The sequence below is a fragment of the Acidimicrobiia bacterium genome (genome assembly GCA_041676705.1).
Taxonomy (GTDB): Bacteria; Actinomycetota; Acidimicrobiia; order Acidimicrobiales; family SKKL01; genus Actinomarinicola.
On the sequence record JBAYRL010000007.1, the window covers coordinates 1 to 20,181 of the forward strand.

General features: G+C 58.0%; 20 protein-coding genes, 2 tRNA genes and 2 pseudogenes. 10 read left to right on the forward strand and 14 right to left on the reverse strand.

Features of this window, described 5'->3' with window-relative positions; genetic code table 11:
• The coding region (locus WC184_10405; protein ID MFA7478286.1) for a chromosome segregation protein SMC at positions 1–879 on the reverse strand (879 nt) is incomplete at its 3' end.
• 232 nt (positions 880–1,111) lie between these two features.
• Here WC184_10405 and WC184_10410 point away from each other — a divergent pair.
• A complete protein-coding gene (locus WC184_10410) occupies positions 1,112–2,053 on the forward strand; it encodes a DNA-processing protein DprA (protein ID MFA7478287.1) in 942 nt (313 codons plus the stop codon).
• Between the two features lie 33 nt (positions 2,054–2,086).
• Here the strand turns inward: WC184_10410 and WC184_10415 are convergent, their stop codons facing one another.
• Positions 2,087–2,455 (reverse strand): sulfate permease, encoded by a 369-nt coding sequence (locus tag WC184_10415; protein MFA7478288.1) that lies wholly within the window; start codon positions 2,453–2,455, stop codon positions 2,087–2,089.
• Between the two features lie 145 nt (positions 2,456–2,600).
• Positions 2,601–3,275 (reverse strand): annotated as a pseudogene (locus WC184_10420) (conjugal transfer protein).
• Here WC184_10420 and WC184_10425 point away from each other — a divergent pair.
• From WC184_10425 to WC184_10435, 3 genes and pseudogenes are all read left to right on the forward strand, one after another.
• Positions 3,275–3,475: pseudogene (locus tag WC184_10425) on the forward strand (single-stranded DNA-binding protein). The pseudogenes WC184_10420 and WC184_10425 sit on opposite strands and share 1 nt — an antisense overlap.
• The gene (locus tag WC184_10430) at positions 3,472–4,050 is read left to right on the forward strand and encodes a hypothetical protein (GenBank protein MFA7478289.1); all 579 of its coding nucleotides are present in this window, start codon (positions 3,472–3,474) and stop codon (positions 4,048–4,050) included. Before WC184_10425 ends, WC184_10430 begins: the two are co-directional and overlap by 4 nt.
• Before the next feature lie 387 nt (positions 4,051–4,437).
• Entirely contained in the window at positions 4,438–6,117 is a 1,680-nt protein-coding gene (locus tag WC184_10435) for a recombinase family protein (GenBank protein ID MFA7478290.1), read from the forward strand.
• Here the strand turns inward: WC184_10435 and WC184_10440 are convergent.
• Positions 6,110–6,186: transfer RNA gene (locus WC184_10440), tRNA-His, on the reverse strand. The genes WC184_10435 and WC184_10440 overlap by 8 nt on opposite strands.
• Positions 6,187–6,309: 123 nt before the next feature.
• Between WC184_10440 and WC184_10445 the strand changes: the two genes are divergently transcribed.
• The 4 genes from WC184_10445 to WC184_10460 all read left to right on the forward strand — a co-directional run bounded on the left by WC184_10445 (position 6,310) and on the right by WC184_10460 (position 8,131).
• Positions 6,310–6,383: transfer RNA gene (locus WC184_10445), tRNA-Arg, on the forward strand.
• Between the two features lie 114 nt (positions 6,384–6,497).
• The gene (locus tag WC184_10450; protein MFA7478291.1) at positions 6,498–6,698 is read left to right on the forward strand and encodes a hypothetical protein; all 201 of its coding nucleotides are present in this window, start codon (positions 6,498–6,500) and stop codon (positions 6,696–6,698) included.
• A complete protein-coding gene (locus tag WC184_10455) occupies positions 6,695–7,033 on the forward strand; it encodes a type II toxin-antitoxin system PemK/MazF family toxin (GenBank protein ID MFA7478292.1) in 339 nt (112 codons plus the stop codon). Before WC184_10450 ends, WC184_10455 begins: the two co-directional genes overlap by 4 nt.
• A 324-nt stretch (positions 7,034–7,357) precedes the next feature.
• Positions 7,358–8,131: an SDR family oxidoreductase gene (locus tag WC184_10460; protein MFA7478293.1), complete on the forward strand. Its 774-nt coding sequence runs from the start codon at positions 7,358–7,360 to the stop codon at positions 8,129–8,131.
• Between the two features lie 181 nt (positions 8,132–8,312).
• Here the strand turns inward: WC184_10460 and WC184_10465 are convergent, their stop codons facing one another.
• The 3 genes from WC184_10465 to WC184_10475 all read right to left on the reverse strand — a co-directional run bounded on the left by WC184_10465 (position 8,313) and on the right by WC184_10475 (position 11,467).
• On the reverse strand, positions 8,313–9,554 hold the full coding sequence (locus WC184_10465) for an acetyl-CoA C-acetyltransferase (GenBank protein MFA7478294.1): 1,242 nt from the start codon (positions 9,552–9,554) through the stop codon (positions 8,313–8,315).
• Between the two features lie 154 nt (positions 9,555–9,708).
• Positions 9,709–10,614: an enoyl-CoA hydratase-related protein gene (locus WC184_10470; GenBank protein ID MFA7478295.1), complete on the reverse strand. Its 906-nt coding sequence runs from the start codon at positions 10,612–10,614 to the stop codon at positions 9,709–9,711.
• 250 nt (positions 10,615–10,864) lie between these two features.
• Positions 10,865–11,467: a hypothetical protein gene (locus WC184_10475; GenBank protein ID MFA7478296.1), complete on the reverse strand. Its 603-nt coding sequence runs from the start codon at positions 11,465–11,467 to the stop codon at positions 10,865–10,867.
• A 128-nt stretch (positions 11,468–11,595) separates the two neighbouring features.
• On the opposite strand from WC184_10475, the gene WC184_10480 reads away from it, so the two are divergent.
• The gene (locus WC184_10480; GenBank protein MFA7478297.1) at positions 11,596–12,585 is read left to right on the forward strand and encodes an LLM class F420-dependent oxidoreductase; all 990 of its coding nucleotides are present in this window, start codon (positions 11,596–11,598) and stop codon (positions 12,583–12,585) included.
• On the opposite strand, the gene WC184_10485 is transcribed toward WC184_10480, so the two are convergent.
• The 3 genes from WC184_10485 to WC184_10495 form a co-directional block, all read right to left on the reverse strand.
• Positions 12,582–13,226 (reverse strand): nitroreductase family protein, encoded by a 645-nt coding sequence (locus WC184_10485; protein MFA7478298.1) that lies wholly within the window; start codon positions 13,224–13,226, stop codon positions 12,582–12,584. The two genes, WC184_10480 and WC184_10485, sit on opposite strands and share 4 nt — an antisense overlap.
• A 93-nt stretch (positions 13,227–13,319) precedes the next feature.
• Positions 13,320–15,218 carry a DUF2207 domain-containing protein gene (locus WC184_10490; GenBank protein ID MFA7478299.1) on the reverse strand — a complete coding sequence of 633 codons (1,899 nt, stop codon included), beginning with the start codon at positions 15,216–15,218 and terminating at the stop codon, positions 13,320–13,322.
• A gap of 2 nt (positions 15,219–15,220) precedes the next feature.
• On the reverse strand, positions 15,221–16,000 hold the full coding sequence (locus tag WC184_10495) for an SDR family oxidoreductase (protein MFA7478300.1): 780 nt from the start codon (positions 15,998–16,000) through the stop codon (positions 15,221–15,223).
• A 168-nt stretch (positions 16,001–16,168) separates the two neighbouring features.
• Here WC184_10495 and WC184_10500 point away from each other — a divergent pair, with 168 nt between their 5' ends.
• Positions 16,169–16,357 carry a hypothetical protein gene (locus WC184_10500; GenBank protein ID MFA7478301.1) on the forward strand — a complete coding sequence of 63 codons (189 nt, stop codon included), beginning with the start codon at positions 16,169–16,171 and terminating at the stop codon, positions 16,355–16,357.
• Positions 16,358–16,424: 67 nt separating this feature from the next.
• Here the strand turns inward: WC184_10500 and WC184_10505 are convergent, their stop codons facing one another.
• From WC184_10505 to WC184_10520, 4 genes are read right to left on the reverse strand one after another with little or no spacing between them, the layout of a single operon-like run.
• Positions 16,425–17,027: a DsbA family protein gene (locus WC184_10505; protein ID MFA7478302.1), complete on the reverse strand. Its 603-nt coding sequence runs from the start codon at positions 17,025–17,027 to the stop codon at positions 16,425–16,427.
• A gap of 21 nt (positions 17,028–17,048) precedes the next feature.
• Complete coding sequence (locus WC184_10510) at positions 17,049–17,642, reverse strand: phosphatase PAP2 family protein (GenBank protein MFA7478303.1); 594 nt, start codon at positions 17,640–17,642, stop codon at positions 17,049–17,051.
• A 42-nt stretch (positions 17,643–17,684) separates the two neighbouring features.
• Positions 17,685–18,524, reverse strand: coding sequence for an alpha/beta hydrolase (locus WC184_10515; GenBank protein MFA7478304.1), 840 nt, complete (start codon positions 18,522–18,524; stop codon positions 17,685–17,687).
• Positions 18,525–18,534: 10 nt separating this feature from the next.
• Positions 18,535–20,157, reverse strand: coding sequence for an AMP-binding protein (locus WC184_10520; GenBank protein ID MFA7478305.1), 1,623 nt, complete (start codon positions 20,155–20,157; stop codon positions 18,535–18,537).
• Between the last annotated feature and the right edge of the window lie 24 nt (positions 20,158–20,181).

Below are 20,181 nucleotides of genomic sequence, written 5' to 3' on the forward strand. Positions count from 1 at the left end.
CATTGGGCCCTCGGCGCTGACGGAGGCCATGGGCATGCTCAACCACCATTTCGCAGCAGCCGCCTGATCGGCGCAGAGCGACAGCCTACCTCTGACTGCCGCCAATCTTTGCAACAGAGCCCGGAGTTCTTCCACGTCTGCCTGCCACCGGGTCGTGTCCTCATAGGCGGTGAAGATGAACTGTGCCGAGTTGATGACGTTCTTCTTCGCGGCGATTGATTGGTCGTTCCACTTGATGTCCCGCCACTCGGTCTTGCCAATCCCGATGAGCGCACGACCTTTGAAGTATGAGCCGGCGAGGATCGCCTGAACGTCGTCGAGGCCGACGTTCAGGTTGTTGAACCCTTCGCGGAGGTCCGAATCGTAATTCGACAGGTGCTCAGCCGGGACGGATTCTTTAATCCTGCGGCCGAGGTCGGTCAGCGAATCCCGCGTGATTACGCCCTGCCAGCTGAGGGAGGAGTGGCTCGGTGCGAGCTTCATCTTTGGCTGGAGCGCGTTGATGAACTGTGCCTGAATCACTTCCGGGTCGAGGTCTGGGTCGAAGATGACATGCAGGTTGACCCTCGCCAGTTTCCCGTCGGTGCCACCGAAGTGATCCAGCCGCAGTTCGATCACCGGGAAGATCGCTTCGAGGTTCTGAAGGCGTCCGCTCTTCCGTGCCTCGATGACACGCTTGTAGCCGTCCAGGAACCAGTAGTCATTGATGCCGATGACAGTCATGTCTTCTGGCAGAGCCTCAAGTTCATCGATGAACTGGGCCCAAGTCTCGTCGGTGTCGGCACCGTAGTGCTGAACGATGGAGGCTGGCGTGTGCACGTGAAGGTCCCAGATTCGCCACGCCGTGCCGCGTGCACGCTCCAGTCCTGCTGTTGTCACTTGCGTTCCTTCCGACCGACTCCGACGTCGGCCGAACCAGGAGGACCGCCGTTACGTGTTCACGTCTTCAGAGTATCGGCAGGCACCGACGCCGCACCGAGGCCGCGCCGCTGTCGGCGAGTCTTCGTCTTGTTCGGCGCACCTCCTGGGCAACGGACGTGGGGAGGAACCGACGATGACTGGCCTGAGTGATGCCGCGAAGGACGAACGCACCGCGCGCATGGTGTTGTCCATGCTCGTCGAGCCCAACGATCCGGTGACGGGCCGACTCTTGGCTCAGGTCGGGGCGGTGGAGGTGCTCCGGCTTGCCGAGCGCAACGGTGAGGTCAGTGGCCTCGACTCTGCGGATGCGCAGGTCTGGCGTGACCATTTCAACGCATCGGAGGCGCGGAGCATCACTGAGCGGCTCAGCCAGATTCAGCAGTCAGGAGTCCGAGCGCTGATCCCCGGCGACGCTCATTGGCCCGGTGCCCTCAACGACCTGGGGGAAGCTGCACCGTACGTGCTGTGGGTTCGCGGCGCGTCCTCCTTCCTGTCTCGTCCGTTGCGCGACTTCGTGACGATCACCGGAGCGCGGGCGTCTACCTCGTACGGGGATCATGTAGCTCGCGAACTCGCTGCCTCCGTCGCTGCTGACCACCGAGTTGTAGTTGCCGGGGGTGCCTACGGGATCGAAGGAGTTGCACATCAGACTGCTCTCGCAACAGGCGGTGATACCATCACCGTTCTCGCCAATGGGGTTGACCGGCCTTACCCTGCTGGGCACCGCGAGCTTCTCGACCGCGTGGCCCGTGTTGGGGTGCTGGTCAGCGAGGTTCCGCCAGGTACTGTTCCAACCCGACATCGCTTCATCGCTCGGGCACGCTTGATGGCGGCGCTCTCGTCGGCGACGGTTCTTGTCGAGGCCGGATTCCGCTCGGGCTCGCTGGCGGTGGCGCATCGCGCCTCGGAGCTGGGGCGAGGAGTGGGAGCAGTTCCGGGGCCGGTGACGAGCGCATCGAGTGCGGGACCGCACGGCCTGTTGCAGGCCGGTGTGGCGTCGCTTGTAACCAGCACTGCGGACCTTGCGAGACTCGTGGAACACCAGGGCTCGCGCCCTGCGCCGGCGCTGCACGCCGGACTCGCCAGGGATCAGATTCGTCGGCCTACATCCGAGTCCGCGCGGACTCTGTAGGAACTACACAGTGCTACGGGCTGGCACCGGAGTTCAGCGCTCGCTGTGAGCAAGTTCGAGCAGCGCCGGCGTGCCGCCACTCACGCACTGACGCCGCGCGCGGCATTCACGAGCGCGGACCTTCACGAGCATCACGAGACTCATTGGACCGAAGAGCGTCATCTTGAGCGCGTTCCAAATGCACACGAGTACGACGAGGTGGAGCCACCCGGGACCACCGCTGCCGGCGAGGGTGGTGCACCAGTGGGCGACGACGAGGTAGGGAACGGCCAAGAGCATCGCAGGGATGCCCCACTTGAGTCCCCGCCTTGTGCGAAGCAGATCAAGGACGATGTTGCTCGGCATGTAGCGCCGGAGGAAGTATCGGACCTCGACGCTCGCTGTCCACAGTAGGCGGATCATGGTGGGCTCCTCTCAACACGCGCCTGCTTCGTCGAGACGGTGCGTGGAGAGTGACCCGAGGGTCTGCCGCGAACGGCCCAAAGGTAAGGAGAAATCCGCCTCACCTCCAAGGCTACGTCTGTGGGCCGACATTGGGAAGGGGGAGTCAGATGGTTCGCCCTAGCTGCGACTGTGTGCGCGTCGGCCCGTGGGCGCTGAACCCTTCCGACCTATCCATCTCGGTGGCTGAGGACAACGCGCGATCTAGGCATACCTTCGCTCGCGCGGCGTCGATCTTCTGCGCCTCGGACACGGGCGGTGCCCCGAGGGGCGCGTCGTCGGTGATGCGGTAGCGGTCTCGGTAGGCGGCGACCACTCGCGCCGCCCTCCTCCATGCTGCGGCCCGGCGAGTGTCGCTCGGTGACGTACCGAGCGCTCTCATCCAGGGTGCCTCGTCGGTGAGAGCGCCATCAAGAACGGCGTCGGCGCGGGCTTCGATGAGTGCTTCTCGCTCATCGAGCGCCGCACGCATCTCGGCGTCGTGTACTCCGCCCGCGTGTGGCAGGAGCCCAGCGATGAGCCTGGGCGCTTTGCGGGCCCGTCCTGATCCGGCGGGGCGAGCGGTGGCACGGGCGACCCGGTAGTGAATGACCGCGGCGATGTCGTCAGCGTCGTCGAATCCGCGCGCCTGGACGATGCGTGGAAGCAGGGTCTCGACGTTGTGGTGGTTGGCTTCGGCGCGGCGGAGCTCTGCCGTGAGCGCTCCAAAGGCTTCGGACTCAACAGCGGCTTGGGCTTGCTCAGCAGTGAGGCTGGATGCACGGACGAGGGATGCCCAGCGGCCGTGTACGGGAGTACTCCTACGAGCGCAACGGACAGCGCTACGAAGGTGAGGAGTTCATCGCAACTCGCATCGGCCACGACCTGGCGCGCACGCGCTACGAGGTAGATCGAACCGAGCGCAACTCTGGCCGAAATGGCGCTGCCTTCACCGCGCCACAGCGTTCCGCTCCGTCGAACGCCGCGACCATCGGAATGTGAGCGGGGAGACCATGACCGACTCGCTCGGCCCCGAACACGATGACCTGCCGCCCGAGGCAGAAACACGGTCGCCTCGTTTCGATACTCCTGAGCCGCCGCATCCGGTCAACTGGAATCTACTCACGGCTAATGATCTTGAAACGGAGCTGCTCGAACTCAACCGCTGGGTGGACTGGCTTCGCCACACCTACGGTCTTACAGCCAGCGTCGTGCCGCCGTACTGGCATCGGCACCCCGAACTCCTCTGGGAGCTGTCCGCCCTGCACCTGCACTGGTTATCCGCCTACGACGCCGAGCAGGACGGCTCAGCGCCCCTCGGGTGGCACCGCGACTTCGCAGATGCACGAGCCCGGCTTCGAGACTGGGTCGCCGCCTGCGGCACACGCCTTGACAGGGATCGGCCAACCCGCCAGACGAGTTGGCCCGGAGAAGACCCCGCCGCGCCCGTCGAGGACTTACCCATCACAGACCGCGACGAAGACTTCGTGCGGTTCGTGCTCGATCAGGTCGCAGCGCGCCAGGAGGCCGAAGATGCCTTCTTCGCGGCCTTCGAATCTGACACCGGCGAGGTGTGAGCATGACGCGGCGGTACATACGAAAGACCGGGCAGCGTCAGCAGAGCGAGCGCGAGCTGACGATCCGCGCCGACTTCCACGAACCCCCCGACCTCGACAAGCTCAGCGAGTTACTCATCCGTATCGCGCTCCAACGGTCCGGGTCGTGCCCCTCGGGAGGAACGACGACATCGAAGCGCCCGCGTGCTTCAGTGGAGCCTTCGTCGTAGAATGTATGCATCCGTCGCGGATGGCGGATGTTGTGGTCCTAGCGCTTCGCCCTTGTGGCGAGGCAAAGCAAACGTGGCCGACTCGGCCTAGTCCTACAGCCTTCGGGCTCTTCTTACGATCAACATCCCTCGACTCATCAGTCCGCGTCGGCAGAACTAGTGACTGTGGAGAAGAGCCATGACGACCACCGATGCGAGCCGCGCCGCGATAGACAGTCTCGTTGCCCCAACACCGTTCGTTGGGGCGATCGCCGTCTCCTACCTCCGTGTCTCGACCAAGGAGCAGGCAGAGAAGGGCGGCAGCGCCGAAGGCTTCTCGATCCCAGCCCAGCGCGAGGCCAACCAGCGCAAGGCCGACCAACTCGGCGCGACCATCGTCGAGGAGTTCGTCGACGCGGGCGAGTCTGCCCGCAAGGCCGACCGGCCAGAACTGATGCGGATGATCCAGTACGTCACGAAGCACAAAACGAACTACTGCATCGTCCACAAGGTCGACCGGCTGGCCCGCAACCGCGCAGACGACGTGACCATCCACCTCGCGCTCAAGGACGCCGGGGTCACCCTGGTGTCAGCGACTGAAAACATTGACGAGACGCCCTCGGGGATGCTGCTGCACGGCATCATGTCGTCGATCGCCGAGTTCTACTCGCGCAACCTGGCCACGGAGGTCGTCAAGGGTCTGTCACAGAAGGCCGCGCAGGGCGGGACAGTGTCGAAGGCACCTATCGGATACCGCAACATCGGAGTGCGTGACGAGTTTGGCCGTGAGGTGCGCACCGTCGAGCTGGACGAGGAACGTGCACCGCTGGTTCGGTGGGCCTTCCAGGTGTTCGCGTCCGGGGATTGGTCGACGAGCCAGCTCCACCACGAGTTAGTGGCGCGGGGGCTGACGACAGCACCTTCCCCGCGTCGTCCTTCTCAGCCCATTGGCAAGTCGTCGGTGCATCGGATGCTCACGAACCCGTACTACAAGGGCTGCGTCCGCTATCAAGGCGTCACCTACGCCGGAGTCCACGAAGCGCTCGTCCCGAACGAGGTGTGGGATCAGGTGCAGACCGTGCTCGGCACTCACCGGTCGGCGGCGGACGCGACGCAAGTGCACGATCACTACCTGAAAGGCTCTGTGTTCTGCGGGCAGTGCGGCTCGCGCCTGATCGTGTGCAACGCGAAGAGTAGCCAGGGCACGATCTATCCGTACTTCGTGTGCGCGAGCAGGCACGGCGGTAGGGGTGACTGTACCCGTCAAGCGATGCTCATCGAGCACGTCGAGCGACTCGTGGAGCAGTTCTACGATCACGTCCAGATCAGCGCGGAGACCAAGCAGGCGCTCTCGTCGATGCTGCACGCACGGTTCGACGAGATGATGTCCGAGGGTGCCGCGGAACTGGCGGACCTCGCCACGCGTCGGACCCAGCTCGAAGACGAGCAGGAGAAGCTGCTCCGTGCTCACTACGCGGGAGCGGTCCCGTTGGAGTTGCTCAAGCGGGAGCAGGATCGGATCACGGCATCGCTGGAGACGATCCAGAACCGGATCGACGCCCACCACGGGGAGTACGCCTTCGCTCGGGCGAACTTGGACGACGCGTTGACTCTGCTGTCGAATGCGGCCGACATTTACAAGAAGGCTGACGACGCGAACCGTCGTCTGTGCAACCAGGCGCTGTTCACGGCGATTTATGTCGATGAGGACAACGACGTTCGGGTCGGCTACAAGACGCCGTACGACGGGCTGAGCATCGAAGGCTTGCAGGCCGACGCCCTCACCTGGGCCGCCGAGGCAAGAAAGTTGAGCCAGGCTCGAACCTCGACCAAGGGCGGTCCCTTGGTCGAAAGTTCAAACCTGACCCATTTGGGGTGACCGAGGGGATTCGAACCCCCGACCTCCAGGGCCACAACCTGGCGCTCTAACCAACTGAGCTACGGCCACCATGAACGTACCAGCATAGGGCACTTTCACGAAGGTGATGAAGTTGAGTTCGTCACTAGTTACAACACAAGCTGTACCGCCACTTCCACCCCTAGCTTAAAAGGTGGCAACATATAACGTCTTGCCCTCGTAGCTCAGCTGGATAGAGCAATTGACTTCTAATCAATAGGTCGCAGGTTCGAGTCCTGCCGGGGGCGCCCAATACTCGAAGAGGGACGCATGTCGATGGTACAAGCGATCTTGCAGTTCGACATGCCCGGCTTACGTTTGGCTTGTTGAACAAATGTCGAACGCAACGGTATCCTTAGATCATGTCCACCTCGATTGGTTTCCGCCCGACTGCCGAAGACGAGCGAATCCTCCGCGAAGCTGCGCGGCCCGGTGAGAGCACATCCGACACGCTGCGTCGTGCGCTGCGGCTGCTCGACCACGAGCACTGGCTCGAACGATTCCATGCTGACGCTGAGAAGCTTAAGGATGAAGACCTGAGCAGCGAGCCGGATGCCTGGTGATCCGCGGTGCGATATACCGCATCGACCTCGGACAACCTCGTGGTCACGAGCAACGCGGGAAGCGTCTGGGGCTAGTGGTCTCACCCTCGGAATCGCCCCTGTCGGTCGTTACGGTGATCCCAACATCGACGTCCGCTCGGCCTGCGATCCATCGGCCAGAGCTGGAGATCGCGGGACGACCGACGCGGTTGCTGGTTGATCAGATCCGATCGATCGATACCGACTACATCGTGGGTGAGCCCGTGGACTACCTCTCCCGCAACCAGTTGGCTGAGGTGGAGTTCGCTCTGGCACAGTACCTCGGCATCACCGGCACCGCACCGCCCAACAGGTAGGTCCCGGTTGCAATATCGTGCAATGGCGCGCTGGTAAGCAACACAGGTACAACCGCCACATCCACAGCCACGTTGGTTGATCTGCTGAACAACGCGGATGCCAGGGTCAGCAGCGCTGCCCGCCAGTTCGCTGCTCACCACCGATGCTCGATTAGCTAGTGCTCCAGTCGTAACGTACGAGATCAAGGTGCTGGTGTAGCCGCCGCTACGCCTACCACATTTGGCAACCTGAATTAGGAAACGGATACCGACTACTCGAGCCCGACTACGGCTCAGCCAAGATTGGCCTCATGCGTCATCAGGCAGCCATTACGGTATAAGGCCATGAGCCTGCACGATCACGTTTCTTCACTTTTTAGCTTGGAAGGCCAGGTAGCGGTAGTAACCGGGGCTTCCAGTGGCTTGGGTTATCGCTTCGCCAAAGTGCTTCACGCCGCTGGAGCCACGGTAGTAGCGGCCGCCCGACGTGAAGAACGCCTCAACCAGCTGGCCAGCGAATGCGGCGATGGCCTAATCCCAGTAGTAACCGACGTGGCCAACGACGATGATTGCGTCCAGCTCATCAACATTGCCGCCGATGCAGGGCCACTCGAAATCCTGGTCAACAACGCTGGCATTGGCGATCAGTTCGCAGCCGAAGATGAAGACCCGGCCCATTTTCGCCAAGTGTTGGAAGTGAACCTAACCGCCCCGTTTGTGCTTAGTCAGCTGGCCGCCCGCCGAATGCTTCCCCAACGCTCAGGTTCGATAATAAACGTGGCCTCAGTTCTTGGGCTGGTAGCTTCTGCCCCCATTAAACAAGCCTCGTACTGTGCCTCAAAGGGCGGCCTGGTCAACCTCACCCGAGAACTTGGCGCTCAATGGGCCCGCAAAGGGGTGCGAGTGAACGCCTTGGCTCCTGGCTGGTTTGTTTCGGAAATGACCGATGTCATGTGGGGTGATGAAGGCAGCATGAACTTCATTCAACGCAATACCCCCATGGGTCGTGGCGGCAACGAAGACGAACTCGACGGCGCCCTCCTGTTCCTGGCCAGCCGAGCTAGCACCTATGTAACCGGCCAGATACTCGCCGTGGACGGCGGCTGGACCGCCCGCTAAAACCAGCTGCACATAACATCAGCGAGCTGGTCAACGTCTCTGCGAGAAGGCTCCGCCCGCTAAAAGCACACATGACCCCCGCTACACCGGCGCCAAGCCGGCCCAAAACGAGCAACGGCGGCTACCTCACAACAGAAGTAGCCGCCGAAGCACAACCAGCTATAGCAGGTTTAATACCTAATTAAATCCGCTCGATAATAATCGCTGGGGCCATACCACCAGCTGCACACATGGTTACTAAACCAGTCTGCTTATCTTGGCGTTCCAGCTCGTCCAACACGGTGCCAATCAACATGGCACCAGTAGCGGCAATGGGGTGGCCAAGGGCAATCGCCCCACCGTTCACGTTGATCTTCTCACGGTCAATGCCCAAGTCGCGAATAAACTTCTCGGGCACCACGGCAAAGGCCTCGTTAACCTCGATCAAATCGATGTCGGAAAGGGTCATGCCCGCACGGCCAAGCACCTTCTTAGCGGCTGGCACCGGAGCGTTTAGCATAAGGGTTGGGTCATCACCCATGTTCGACATGGCCACAATACGAGCCCGCGGCTTTAGCCCGTGGGCTTTGGCGTATTCGGGGCTGGTAACCAAAATGGCAGCCGCTCCATCAACCACACCCGATGAGTTACCGGCATGGTGCACGTGTTGAATGTCTAGCCCCTCGTAACGACGCAAAATCATCGAGCGGAAGGTGTTGCCCTCCTCATCCAAAGGAATATCGGCTAGCTGGGCAAACGACGGTGACAAACCGGCCAACGACTCGATGGTGGTGCTGGGGCGGGGGTACTCTTCCCGATCCAAAATCACGGTGCCATCGGGGCGCACCACTGGCACTAAGCTCTTGTCGAAACGGCCCTCACGAATAGCTTGGTCGGCCCGACGCTGTGACTCGGCCGACAGCTCGTCCAACGCTTCACGAGAAATACCTTCCAAGGTGGCAATGGCATCGGCGGCCACACCCTGGTTCGACTGGGGATGCAATGCCCGCAGAATTTCGTTGCCCTTGTCCATAAAGGGCAGACGTGGCCCGCCAGCGTTGTTGGCAGCATAAGACGACATCATCTCAGCACCACCAGCGATCACCACATCTTCAAGCCCCGACATAACCGACGCAGCAGCCATACCAGTGGTGGTGATACCCGAACCGCAGAAACGATCGAGCGTGACACCACTTACTTTGATATCGAAACCAGCGCCTAGGGCCGCCATGCGGGCCAAGTCGCCCCCTTGGGTGCCGGTTTGCATGTGGGTACCAAACACCACATCGTCAATGTCGCTTGAGTTCAAACCGTTGCGCTCAGCAATAGCACGCAAAACGGTGGAGCCCAGCTCTTGCGGGTGCACATCGGCGAGCGCACCTTTACCTACTTTTCCAATACCACGAGGGGTTCGGACAGCGTCAATAATCCACGCTTCTGACATGAAATCTCCTTATAAGAGGGGGATCTACTGCTTAAGTATAAGTTTTATTACGTGACCGCTTGCATCATTATTCACCACACCTAGCCCATATACCGAACCGAGGGGTGACAGGTGGAAGCTACGCAGCGGCGACCTGCAACAACGAAGCGGGTGGCTAACCCTCGGCCACCGGCAAACGGTTGAACTGCGGCTCGCGCTGTTCTAAGAACGATTTAACCCCTTCCGCGAAATCGGGGCGACGGAAACTTTGCGCCATCAACGCCAACGACTCGCGTTCCGCGGCGCCCAAACCGTCGTGGAGCTGGGAATATACCTGGCGTTTCATCACCGCCATAGAACTAGGCGACGACATCCGAGCCAGACCGGACACATAATCACGCACATAAGGCATTAGCTCTTCGAGTGGCATTGAGCGGTTCACAAAACCCATGCGAGCCGCTTCTTGACCGTCAACCTTGCGCGACGAAAACAACATGTCTAAGGCATGGGCCGGTCCCACCTGGCGCGCCAACAGCCAGCTAGTACCAAACTCGGCGATTAGGCCCCGCTGTACAAACGCCGTCACAATCACGGCTTCATCGGCCATGAAACGCAGGTCGCACGACAACACCATCGGAACTGCCATACCAGCTACCGCACCGTTAATCGCCGCAATAACGGGCTTTTCGACCGCCATCAAATAGGTATACGCGCCAGCAAAATTATTTGTTACGACGTCCTCGCCAGCGTCGCTAGCGTCGCCATCGTCGCCAGCCCCGTTGTCTTTCGCGCCGCCGCTCAGTTCCGCCGAAATCGCTGCCGCTGGATCGTCCCCGTCGGTGGTTTCGCCCTGGTTGGCGCTTACTAAATTGGTTAACGAGGAAAGGTCGGCCCCAGCGCAAAAGCCTTTGCCAGCGCCGGTAATAACAATGGCCACTACCTCAGGGTCATTGGCAGCCGACTCTACGGCTTGGCGCATTTCGGTGGCCATCTTGCCGCCCCAAGCGTTTAGCTGTTGGGGGCGGTTTAGCGTAATAAGGCCCATTCCGTCTTGAACTTCATACAGAATATCTTCGTACACGTTGGTCTTTCTCCAAATCGACTTGAACGTACGTTAGTGGCGATTCCAGACGCCGGTCGGCCGAAAACGAATTTGGCACGCGCACACTTCAAACTCCCGAAAAACAACCAAAGCCGACCCTGTGGTTCCAGAACCTAGATTAACGGTCTTGAACACGGAGTCGGCTTTGGTGGTAAAGCTAGTAAAAGCTCACCTAACTAGTTAACGCCTATAAGGCTCGTTGAGGCCCAGAGTGGGTGACGCGAAGGTCTTACTCGTCGTCCATGTCGAAGTCCATGTCCATGAACATGCACTCCATCAGGCCACTGAAGATCTCAGCGACTTCTGGGTTCTCAAACATCACATCTTCACCACCGGTAAAGAGCGCGGCTGCAAAGGTGCGAGTGCTCTTTTCGTCGAAGACCTTGGCGACACAATCTTTGGCTTCGCTGCTCATATCCTCATCGGCACCCAGTTCTTCCAGTAGCACCTCACGGAAGTTAACACCGCAGCTACCGAATGAATCGTAGATTTTGTAGCCGTCGTCCATGGAAAGTTCGAGCTCGGACAGATCAAAGCTGTCGTTACGGTCGCTTAAGTCCTCCGGGGTTACACCATGATCCTTGAAGCGATTCACGCCGACGGTTTTCACCATTCCAGCGCTTATGCATTCAACCTGGGCGTCGGTCAGATTTAGCTCATCTTCAGAACGGTCGAAGCCCGATACCATAGCGTCGACATAGGGCTTTTCTTCAGCTGAAACACTCGGTGCTTTGGCGCTGCCACCCGAAGGCTTGTCGTCACTGGAACAAGCGCTCACCGTTAGCACCGCAAACGCTGCCACAACGGCCAGCACTGTCTTGAGACGATTCATTCACATTCTCCTATAAGGGTTACGGCAGTCGTCTACTAGTAGATTCCCCGCCAGATTATTGCTACGACCTTACCCTTGACGTCGATCTAAGCTGAAAGTTACAAGCGAGAATGAAATGGATGGGTGCAATGAGTCGTTATGGAATGACGGTGCCATTTGGCGGAGTGCCTTTGGGGGAACAACGAGAATGGTTTGAAGAGCTGGTAGATCTTGGCTACACCGACGCCTGGTCGGCTGAAGCCGACGGTGCTGACGGCTTCACCCCATTGGCTTTAGCTTCGGTTTGGGCGCCGAGCCTGCGTCTAGGTACAGCCATTATCCCTGCTTACACCCGTGGACCGGCTTGTTTCGCGCAAAGTGTTGGGTCAATGGCTCAAGCTGCCCCCGGACGTTTCGCCATCGGAATTGGTTCTTCGTCGAATGTGATCGTGGAAGGTTGGAACGGGATCCCCTTCGAAGAGCCATACCAGCAGGTTCAAGCCATGGTACGATTCCTAAGAGATTCCCTAACCGGTGAAAAGGTTACGAAAGATTACGGACGCTTTTCGGTAAGGAGTTTCCGACTAGGAGTAGTGCCACCACAACCAGTGCCGATTTTGGTGGCGGCGCTACGTTCAGGAATGTTGCGCTTGGCGGGTCGAGAAGGCGATGGCGCCATTATCAACTGGCTTTCGCCCGACGATGTTCTAACGGTGGTGCCCGAGGTGCATGCTGGCGCACAACAGGCGGGTGCGACGGCTGAAGAAGCCACCCAAAAAGAGATCGTGGCCCGCATCTTCGTGATTCCTAACCCCGACGCCGAAGTGGCCCGTGGGGTGGCCCGCCGCTTAATCGCCTCATATCTGAATGTGCCCGTTTATGCCGATTTCCACCGGTGGCTCGGCCGAGAAGAAGAGCTCACCCCAATGTGGGAGCTTTGGAGTGCTGGTGACCGCGCTGAGGCCTTAGAGGCTATTCCCGACCATGTGGTGGATGCTTTGGTGGTGCATGGAACGCCCGAGGCTTGCAAAGAAACCATCGGGCGCTACATGGAAAATGGGGTCACCACCCCGGCACTTGCGGTGATTCCCGTAGGGGTTGACCTACGAGAAAGCATTCGGGCGCTGGCGCCCAGCTAAGCGCCGATGTCGGTTTGTTTCCACTCGTTCCAATAGGTGATTTCTTCTACCGGACGGCGTTTGGCTTCCTTAAAGTCATCGCCGGTGTAGTACCCAATGGGAATGAGAGCCGCTTGGCTGACCGTGTTGGGAATACCCAACAGCTCGGCGGCTTCTTGTTCTTTGAACAAATGGATAGTGGTTAGCGCGGTGCCTAGCCCACGGCTGCGCGCCGCCAACATAAAACTCCACGCAGCGGGTAACACCGAACCCCAATATCCAGGGCCGTTCCCACGATCTAGAAGGCATGGAATCAACATGGCGGGCACTTCATGGAGTCGATCGGCTAAATAATCCGCAGAATCAGAAACCCTGGTTTCGGGGTTGAGACCCTGATCTTTGCGAGTCTGCTTTGACTGTTGCAGATACGGCCCCCAGCCTTCGCGGTACATATCAGCCAAGGCCTGTTTCTTGGCTGGGTCGTCTATAACAATCCAACGCCAACGCTGCGTGTTGCCACCTGTCGGGGCCTGTATTGCTACCCGTAAACAATCGGCAATTAGTTCCCGAGGCACCGGCGTGTCGAAGTCGAGCCGCTTGCGCACGGCTCGCGTCGTGGTCAACAGATGATCTGTTTGTTCCAAATCGAATTCAAAAGCCATTAAGGCCCCCTTGTGGTCTATGGGTTTATAGGTGGTCGAATGGTTGGATGATTAGGTATTTCGGCAGGTGAATCCCAATGCGTGCAGGTAACCCTAGCGGGCACCGAAGCCGCCGCCCCCACCGCCGCCGCCTCCACCGCCACCAGAAAAACCACCGCCCGAGCCAGAACCGCTCGATTGTGGGGTGAAGCTTGAAACCGATGATGACCCCACCTGGGAAGCGAAAGAACCGAAGTTTGAGAATCGGTTACCGCTAGTGGCGCTGGCCACATACCAGGGAGCAAAAGTCGTGGCAGAATTAGCGTCCATAAGCTCGGGGAATTGAACCGTTAAGCCTTTAATTAGGTCATCGGCGACGCCTAATGCCACCGCTGCCACCAGATAATGCTCCCACAGTGCCAGGTGACCAACCGGAGCTTCATCTAGACGAGAAAAGTCTTTCATGAAACGGCGCAGTCCGGTCCATTCCGCCAGGCGTCGTGTTCCCGCCGGGGTACGGGCTCGGTGTAGAAGTGCCAGTGGGATCAGCACTACTGCTGCCACTGCCGCCAAAATCATGGGAAGCCAAGCCTCGTTCAACAGCGCAATAAAGGCAATGCCAATCAATCCAGCCACAATCACGAAATGCCAAAAGAAAGCCCAACCTTTTCCGCTTTGGGTGTAATTGCGGCCCTTAAGGTTACTGCTGACATTGCTTTGGAACGTTTTCCAGAAACTGGCCGCCGCCGTTTGATGTTTGCGGTTCTGTTTCACCAGCTCCTCTTGAGTGATCACCGGTGAGTACTTAAATAGCCATCCCAAAGTGTCACGTTCAAAGTTGTTTAGTTGGTCATTTGGTGGATCATTGAGACGTACGAAACGGTGCTCAACCCGATCTTTAAGCAGCTTGCGTTCAACCGTTTCCTCTTCAATACGCATATAACCGCGGCGAGCTAAATCCAATACCGTGGCCGAATAGCCATCGGCGCTAACCGAGCCCCACGATAAGAACGCTTGGGCTACCGCGGGCGGGTCATCGGGTACTTCGCGCCAATAATCACCAATGTCATCTGGTTTTTTAGGATCGCGGCCCCACCGGTTCCAAATTAGATAGAAACCGCCAGCGGCCCACAACAGAATCGGTCCAATGGCCCAATTCAGGCCTTCCTCAATTTTGGCCCGTCGATTCTCAGCGTCAATAACGGCCTGGCGACGGGCATTAGCCTCATTCGCCCATGTTTCTTCTTCAGCCAAAATATTGGGGAGTAATTCTTCGCTGCCTGGCTCTAGTTGGAAACGATCAACCGGTATTGCCAAGCGGGTTTCGATAAATTCACCGGAGCGTGAGCCTTCGGCAATGTTGGCTACCGCACCGGAACCTTCAGGGAAAATTGTTCCATCGAGCGGCCCGTGTCCCCACACCAAAACCCCATCAGCGCCTCCCGGCACACTGATTTCGGCCGACCATTTATGCACGGTGGGCGACGTTGGCCCCACCCACTGGCGGTAGAACTCCACCACATCACTACCTACCGTCACAGCGTCGGCCAAGGTGTAACGCAGTTCGTAGGTGTGAATTCCGCTTCGAGCTGGGTAAATGTCCCATTCGATCAGGTTCTGGTTCGCCACCAAAATCTCCAGTGCTTCGCCATCGCGGTAGGCACTTACATTGGAAATAGTTCCACTTGGTGCCGAGCTGATTCCCGAACTGGCGGTCACAAAATCACGAGAACCCACGCTAAAGGGTGAGCTGTTAGCGCCTTTGAACTCGTAGGTCACGAACTCGCGAACGTCGACCAAACCGTTGGGCAACAACGTCGCGACGACATGAATTTCTTCAATCGAAAAAGTACGATCTTCGGCCGATGCCGCCGGTGCCAAAGCCATGATGGCGACCAACGTGGCCGCCAAAGCGCCCATCAGTCGATAGACCACCGACCATGATCTGGTCTGAGCTTGCGAGAATTTTGAAACCGAACGAGAGGGTGGGAAGATCCAGCCAGGAATTATCACGTTTAGCCTCGGAAACGATCTTGCAGCCGACGCATGCCTGCCAACCAGCGGTTGTAGTCAGAAGCTTTGCGTTGCATATAACCAGCTACCTCGGGGTGGGGGAGAATCAAGAACGTCTCCTCGCGCAGACCCTCGGCCACGATCTGGGCCACCTGGTCGGCTTCCAACATTCCATCGACGCCCGCGACACCTCCACCTTCTGACCCGGCGGTCATGTTGGTACGAACTGCTTGTGGTGCCAACACCGAAACCTTTATGCCCTGGCCACCATGAGTAATTGAAAGCCATTCGGCCAAGGCCACGGCCGCGTGTTTGGTGACAGCGTAGGGGGCTGAACCGATCTGGCTTAACAACCCAGCCGCGGAGGCGGTGTTGAGCAAATAGCCCGAACCCCGTTCGATCATGGCTGGCAGCGCCGCCCGAGCAGCGTAAATGTGGGCCATGAGGTTAATGTCAATAATTCTCTGCCAGTCGTCATCCGCCACTTCCACCCCACCACCGATGAAAATACCGGCGTTTGAACACACCAAATCAACCGGTCCAACCGCCTCAGCGGCCCGAATGAGGGCAATAACATCGGCTTCATTAGCGACATCGCAACGTTGGGTTACAACCGTGGTGCCCGTGCTGTCCAACTGCGACTTCACCTCATCCAGAGCATTTTCGGCAATATCGCCTAGAACCAACGTGGTGGCCCCAAGCGCGGCGAAACGCTTCGCTAGAGCTGCGCCAATGCCGTTGGCAGCTCCGGTAATAACAATGTTTGAACCGGCTATCTCCATGGCAGTTGATCTTAGATCGTGTGAGGGTCGCAGAGCGTTAGGGAATTATCACTTCGTTCGGTAATTGTTTCGCGTTGGCGACCGACTAAGTGAAGTTAAGACCACTATGATAGGTAAGCGTGGTCACACAGATTAGGCTCGTTCAGCAAACGACTCGGGAGGAATTGAATGACTAAGACGGCAGCCATCGATACCATCGCCGAGGCCTTGGCTCTAATCGATCAGGGGTTAGGAGATATTCAGCATCGCAACCTCATCTCAACTGATGAAGTGGCCGACTTGCTGCTTGACGTTCGGGTGCTTCTAGCCGCCCAAGATTTGGAAGAAGTTCTGGAAGGGCCAGTTCCAGTTCCATAATCTTTCAAACGGTCGATCCCCTCGATCTAGAACGTAGCTATCTAGAACGTAGCTATTGGCATCGCAACTAGCGATCTAATGTGGTGTGTTTGAACTCGTTCAGTTGTGGCCATTCCTGCAACATGTTGATGATGTTGTTCACAACCTCAATGGCAGGCTTACCATCAGCCGATGGTTCATCCATTAGCCGTACGAACGCGGCCTGACCATTTGCGATAAAGGTCGGCACACCCCAAACCGAGTTCTCGGCCACGGAAGCTTCATGCTCGCGCTGCACGGTCTTTAAGGCTTCTTTCGTGTCGACGAGCTCAAAAACCTCTTTCGCGGATAATCCAGAACCTTCAATGGCACCGCTCAGGTCGTCGCGACTAGCCAAGCTTCCGAAATCTACATGTCGCAGGTTAAACAGGTTGCGATGTAGGTCGTTGAAGGCCTCTGGAAAATGGTCCCGTACCGCCATAGACACCTCTAGCGCTAAGAGTCCAGTGTCGGATTCGGTGTCTTGCCAGGCACAGCCCGGGTCGCTTTCTTCGACTTTCGCTTGCGTAAGCGAAAACGGGCTGAAGTGAACTTTCCAGTCGGCTCCCTGGGCTAAGCCGTCAAGGATATGAAGGTGAGCAATTCGAGCGAAAGGGCAGCGATAATCAAAGGTCACTGTAAAAGAAGACATACCTAATTTAACCAGCGTTTCTTATGATCCCGGCGAATCAAGCGCTGGTAGAGGTGCTATTCGCACCGCAACTTCACCCAATAGAACCCCAAGTGCTGCACCGGCTAAGACGTCAGATGCATGGTGAATGCGCACATGAACGCGGCTAGTCGATACCAAAGCTGCCAGTGCGTACCACAACGGGGCTTGATGATTTTGGTCTGACAATAGACGTGCGGCCATAAAGGCGGAACTGGCATGGCCGCTGGGAAAACTTGAGGTCACCGGAATTCGTAGTTTGTAAGGACGAAGCGCGCTGGCCACCGGACGTGTCCGCCGAAACAGCGACTTCACGGCGCCATTTACCAGGGCCGACTCAACGCCTAGCGCAGCTGCTAGACGAGTGGCGCGGTGCCAACCTCGCTCGTGGTCTAACACACCTTGCGCCGTACCGGCTAGGTGCCAAATAAGGCTCCAATCACCAAGTGCCGAAGCCGAATAATAAAGCCGATCGATTGGGGCTACCCCCCGAATGTTCTCCCACCATTGGTCGACCAAATCGTCGGTGTTATGGATACGTTCAACTAGCGCGCCAATAGAAGATTGGCGAGAACGAGAACGAAAAAACTTGGACATTGAATCCTTGTACGGGTGCAACTGGCCAACAAAGGGACAGGACTAAACGCCAAAAGCGAGTCGAATCCGTGCCGCGAATCTACTTGGATCTTCAAGAGGCCCAAAATGCCCCACCTCGGGGTGCTCTTCGAGAGTGGCATTAGGCATTGCCGCCACGATCAAGTTAGCGGCGGCCGCGGTGTGGCTCTCTTCACCTCGAGCTACTGTGATCGGCACCGACATTTCACTTAGGTGTTCGAAAAGTCCATGGGTACCGCTAGTGCCATAAATAACGGCTTCGTCATCGCCCTGACATTTGAGCTCGACGCTACCGTCAGCCAGGTCAACAAAACCGTAATCTACATAGGCTTGTAAAACTTCGGGGTCTAGGGCGTTAAATGGAGGCTTTTGGGCATAGTTGTCGTAGGCAGCCTGGCGGGAATCAAAAACGTGACGGCGCTTGCGCGCCCCTTGAGCCATAGGGTTCTCGGCCGCTTCTGCTACATCGGTGTGGGCCTTAGGAAACACAATCGGCTCGAAACAATACAAGGCCGCAAAGGTGCCAGGATGGCTGTATTCGGCCAACATTAAGGCGGCGCCACCCTTAGAATGCCCAACCCCAAACAGTGGTTGGGGAGACCCCAGTGCCTCGATAACAGCACCGATGTCGCGGCCGAATTGTTGCCAATTGAACCCCGGCGGCAAGCTCGCACGGCTATCTCCGTGGGCACGCATGTCGACAGTGTAACAATGAAACGAATCGGCCAGGGCGTTCGCTATGGGCAGCCAAACCTTGCCGTGAAATCCGGTGGCATGAGCAAACAATAGTGTCGGCCCACTGCCACCTAGATCGTGATAGACAATTTCGGTGCCATCGCTCGAAGATACACGGTGTGATGTCACGGCTTAACTCTTATAAGCCCAGTTCGTCGCGGGCCAACGTTGTTAGGCGCTTGTAGTCGACCTTGCCGTTTACAGCACGACCAATGGTGTCAACCATGACCACATGTTTTGGTGCCTTATAACCAGCGAGCTGCGATTTTACGTGGTTGATTAGTTCGTCGGCCGAGGCTTGAGTGCCATCTTTAGCTTCCACCACGGCTGTTACAACTTGGCCGAATTTCTCATCGGGCACGCCCACGGCTACCGCGTCTGACACCCCGGGATGGGTTTTCAGAACCTCTTCCACCTCTTCAGGGAACACCTTCTCACCACCGGTGTTAATGCACACCGAGCCGCGACCTAAGAGGGTGAGCGTACCGTCGGCTTCTACCGTGGCGTAGTCACCCGGCATGGAATAGCGCTGGCCGTCGATAGTGATGAAGGTTTCGGCGGTCTTCTTTTCATCTTTGTAATAGCCAAGGGGTTGTAGCCCACCCACCGCTACACGGCCGATTTCGCCGGAACCTGGTTTTACGTCTTGGCCGTTGTCATCGATCACTCGAGCTTCGGTTCCAAGGTCAAATTTGGCGGTCTTGGCGGCCATTCCTCCACCCGAGATTGACTGACCCATGCCTAAGGCTTCCGACGAAGAAAAAGCGTCAACCAAGATCATGTCAGGATGATGTTTGAGAAGACCTTGCTTAACGCTTTCGCTCCACATGACACCCGAGGAGTTCATCATCTTCAAACTGGTAATGTCCCACTTGTTGGGGGAAGAGTCGAGGGCTGCCACCATGGGCTTGGTGAACACGTCTCCAACTACCGCCACACCGTTCACGCCTTCACGCTCAATGGTGTCGAGCATTTCTACCACGTCATAGGAACGACCGGCGAGCGTAACCACCGCGCCGCCGGTGAGCAGGCCAATCAAGGCGCTAAACCAGCCGGTGCCATGCATAATCGGACATGCGGGCAATGTGACTAAACCAGGGTCTGGCAGGCTAGCAGCGAAAGCTTCGTAGTCGGGTTCGCCAGCCAAAACCGCATTGTTGGGGCTTCCCAGACGTGAAATGAGATCTTCTTGTTGCCACATAACGCCCTTGGGCATTCCTGTGGTGCCCCCGGTGTAGAGCATCAAAATGTGCTCACCTTTACGACCCCATGGTGCAGTTACACGTTCGGGATGGGAAGTCGCCGCATCTTCATAGGGAGTGGCCCAATCCGGGCAGCTACCGTGCCCATCGTCAACCCAGAACCAACCCTTTACCCCTGGTACCCGATCACGAACGGCTTCAATCCGTTCCGAGAACACCCCGTGGAAAACAACCGCCACGGTGTCCGAGTTATCCCAAAGATATACCAGCTCTTCATCCATATAGCGGTAATTGGTGTTGACCGGAACTAGCCCAGCTTTAAATATTCCGAACTGTGATTCCATATATTCGGCACAGTTATAAAGATATTGCGCCACCTTGTCTTGCTCGTTTACACCCAAGCTCAACAAGGCATTGGCGAAGCCGTTCGCCCGTTCATCCATTTCTTTCCAGCTGCGATGGGTATCGGCGTGCGCCAGGGCCAGGCGATCTCCGGCCACGTTGGCGATGGTCTCCCAAACGTCAGCAAAATTCCAAGTAGTTAAAGCGTTAGTCCCCATGGAAGAGACATCTTAGAACTTTTC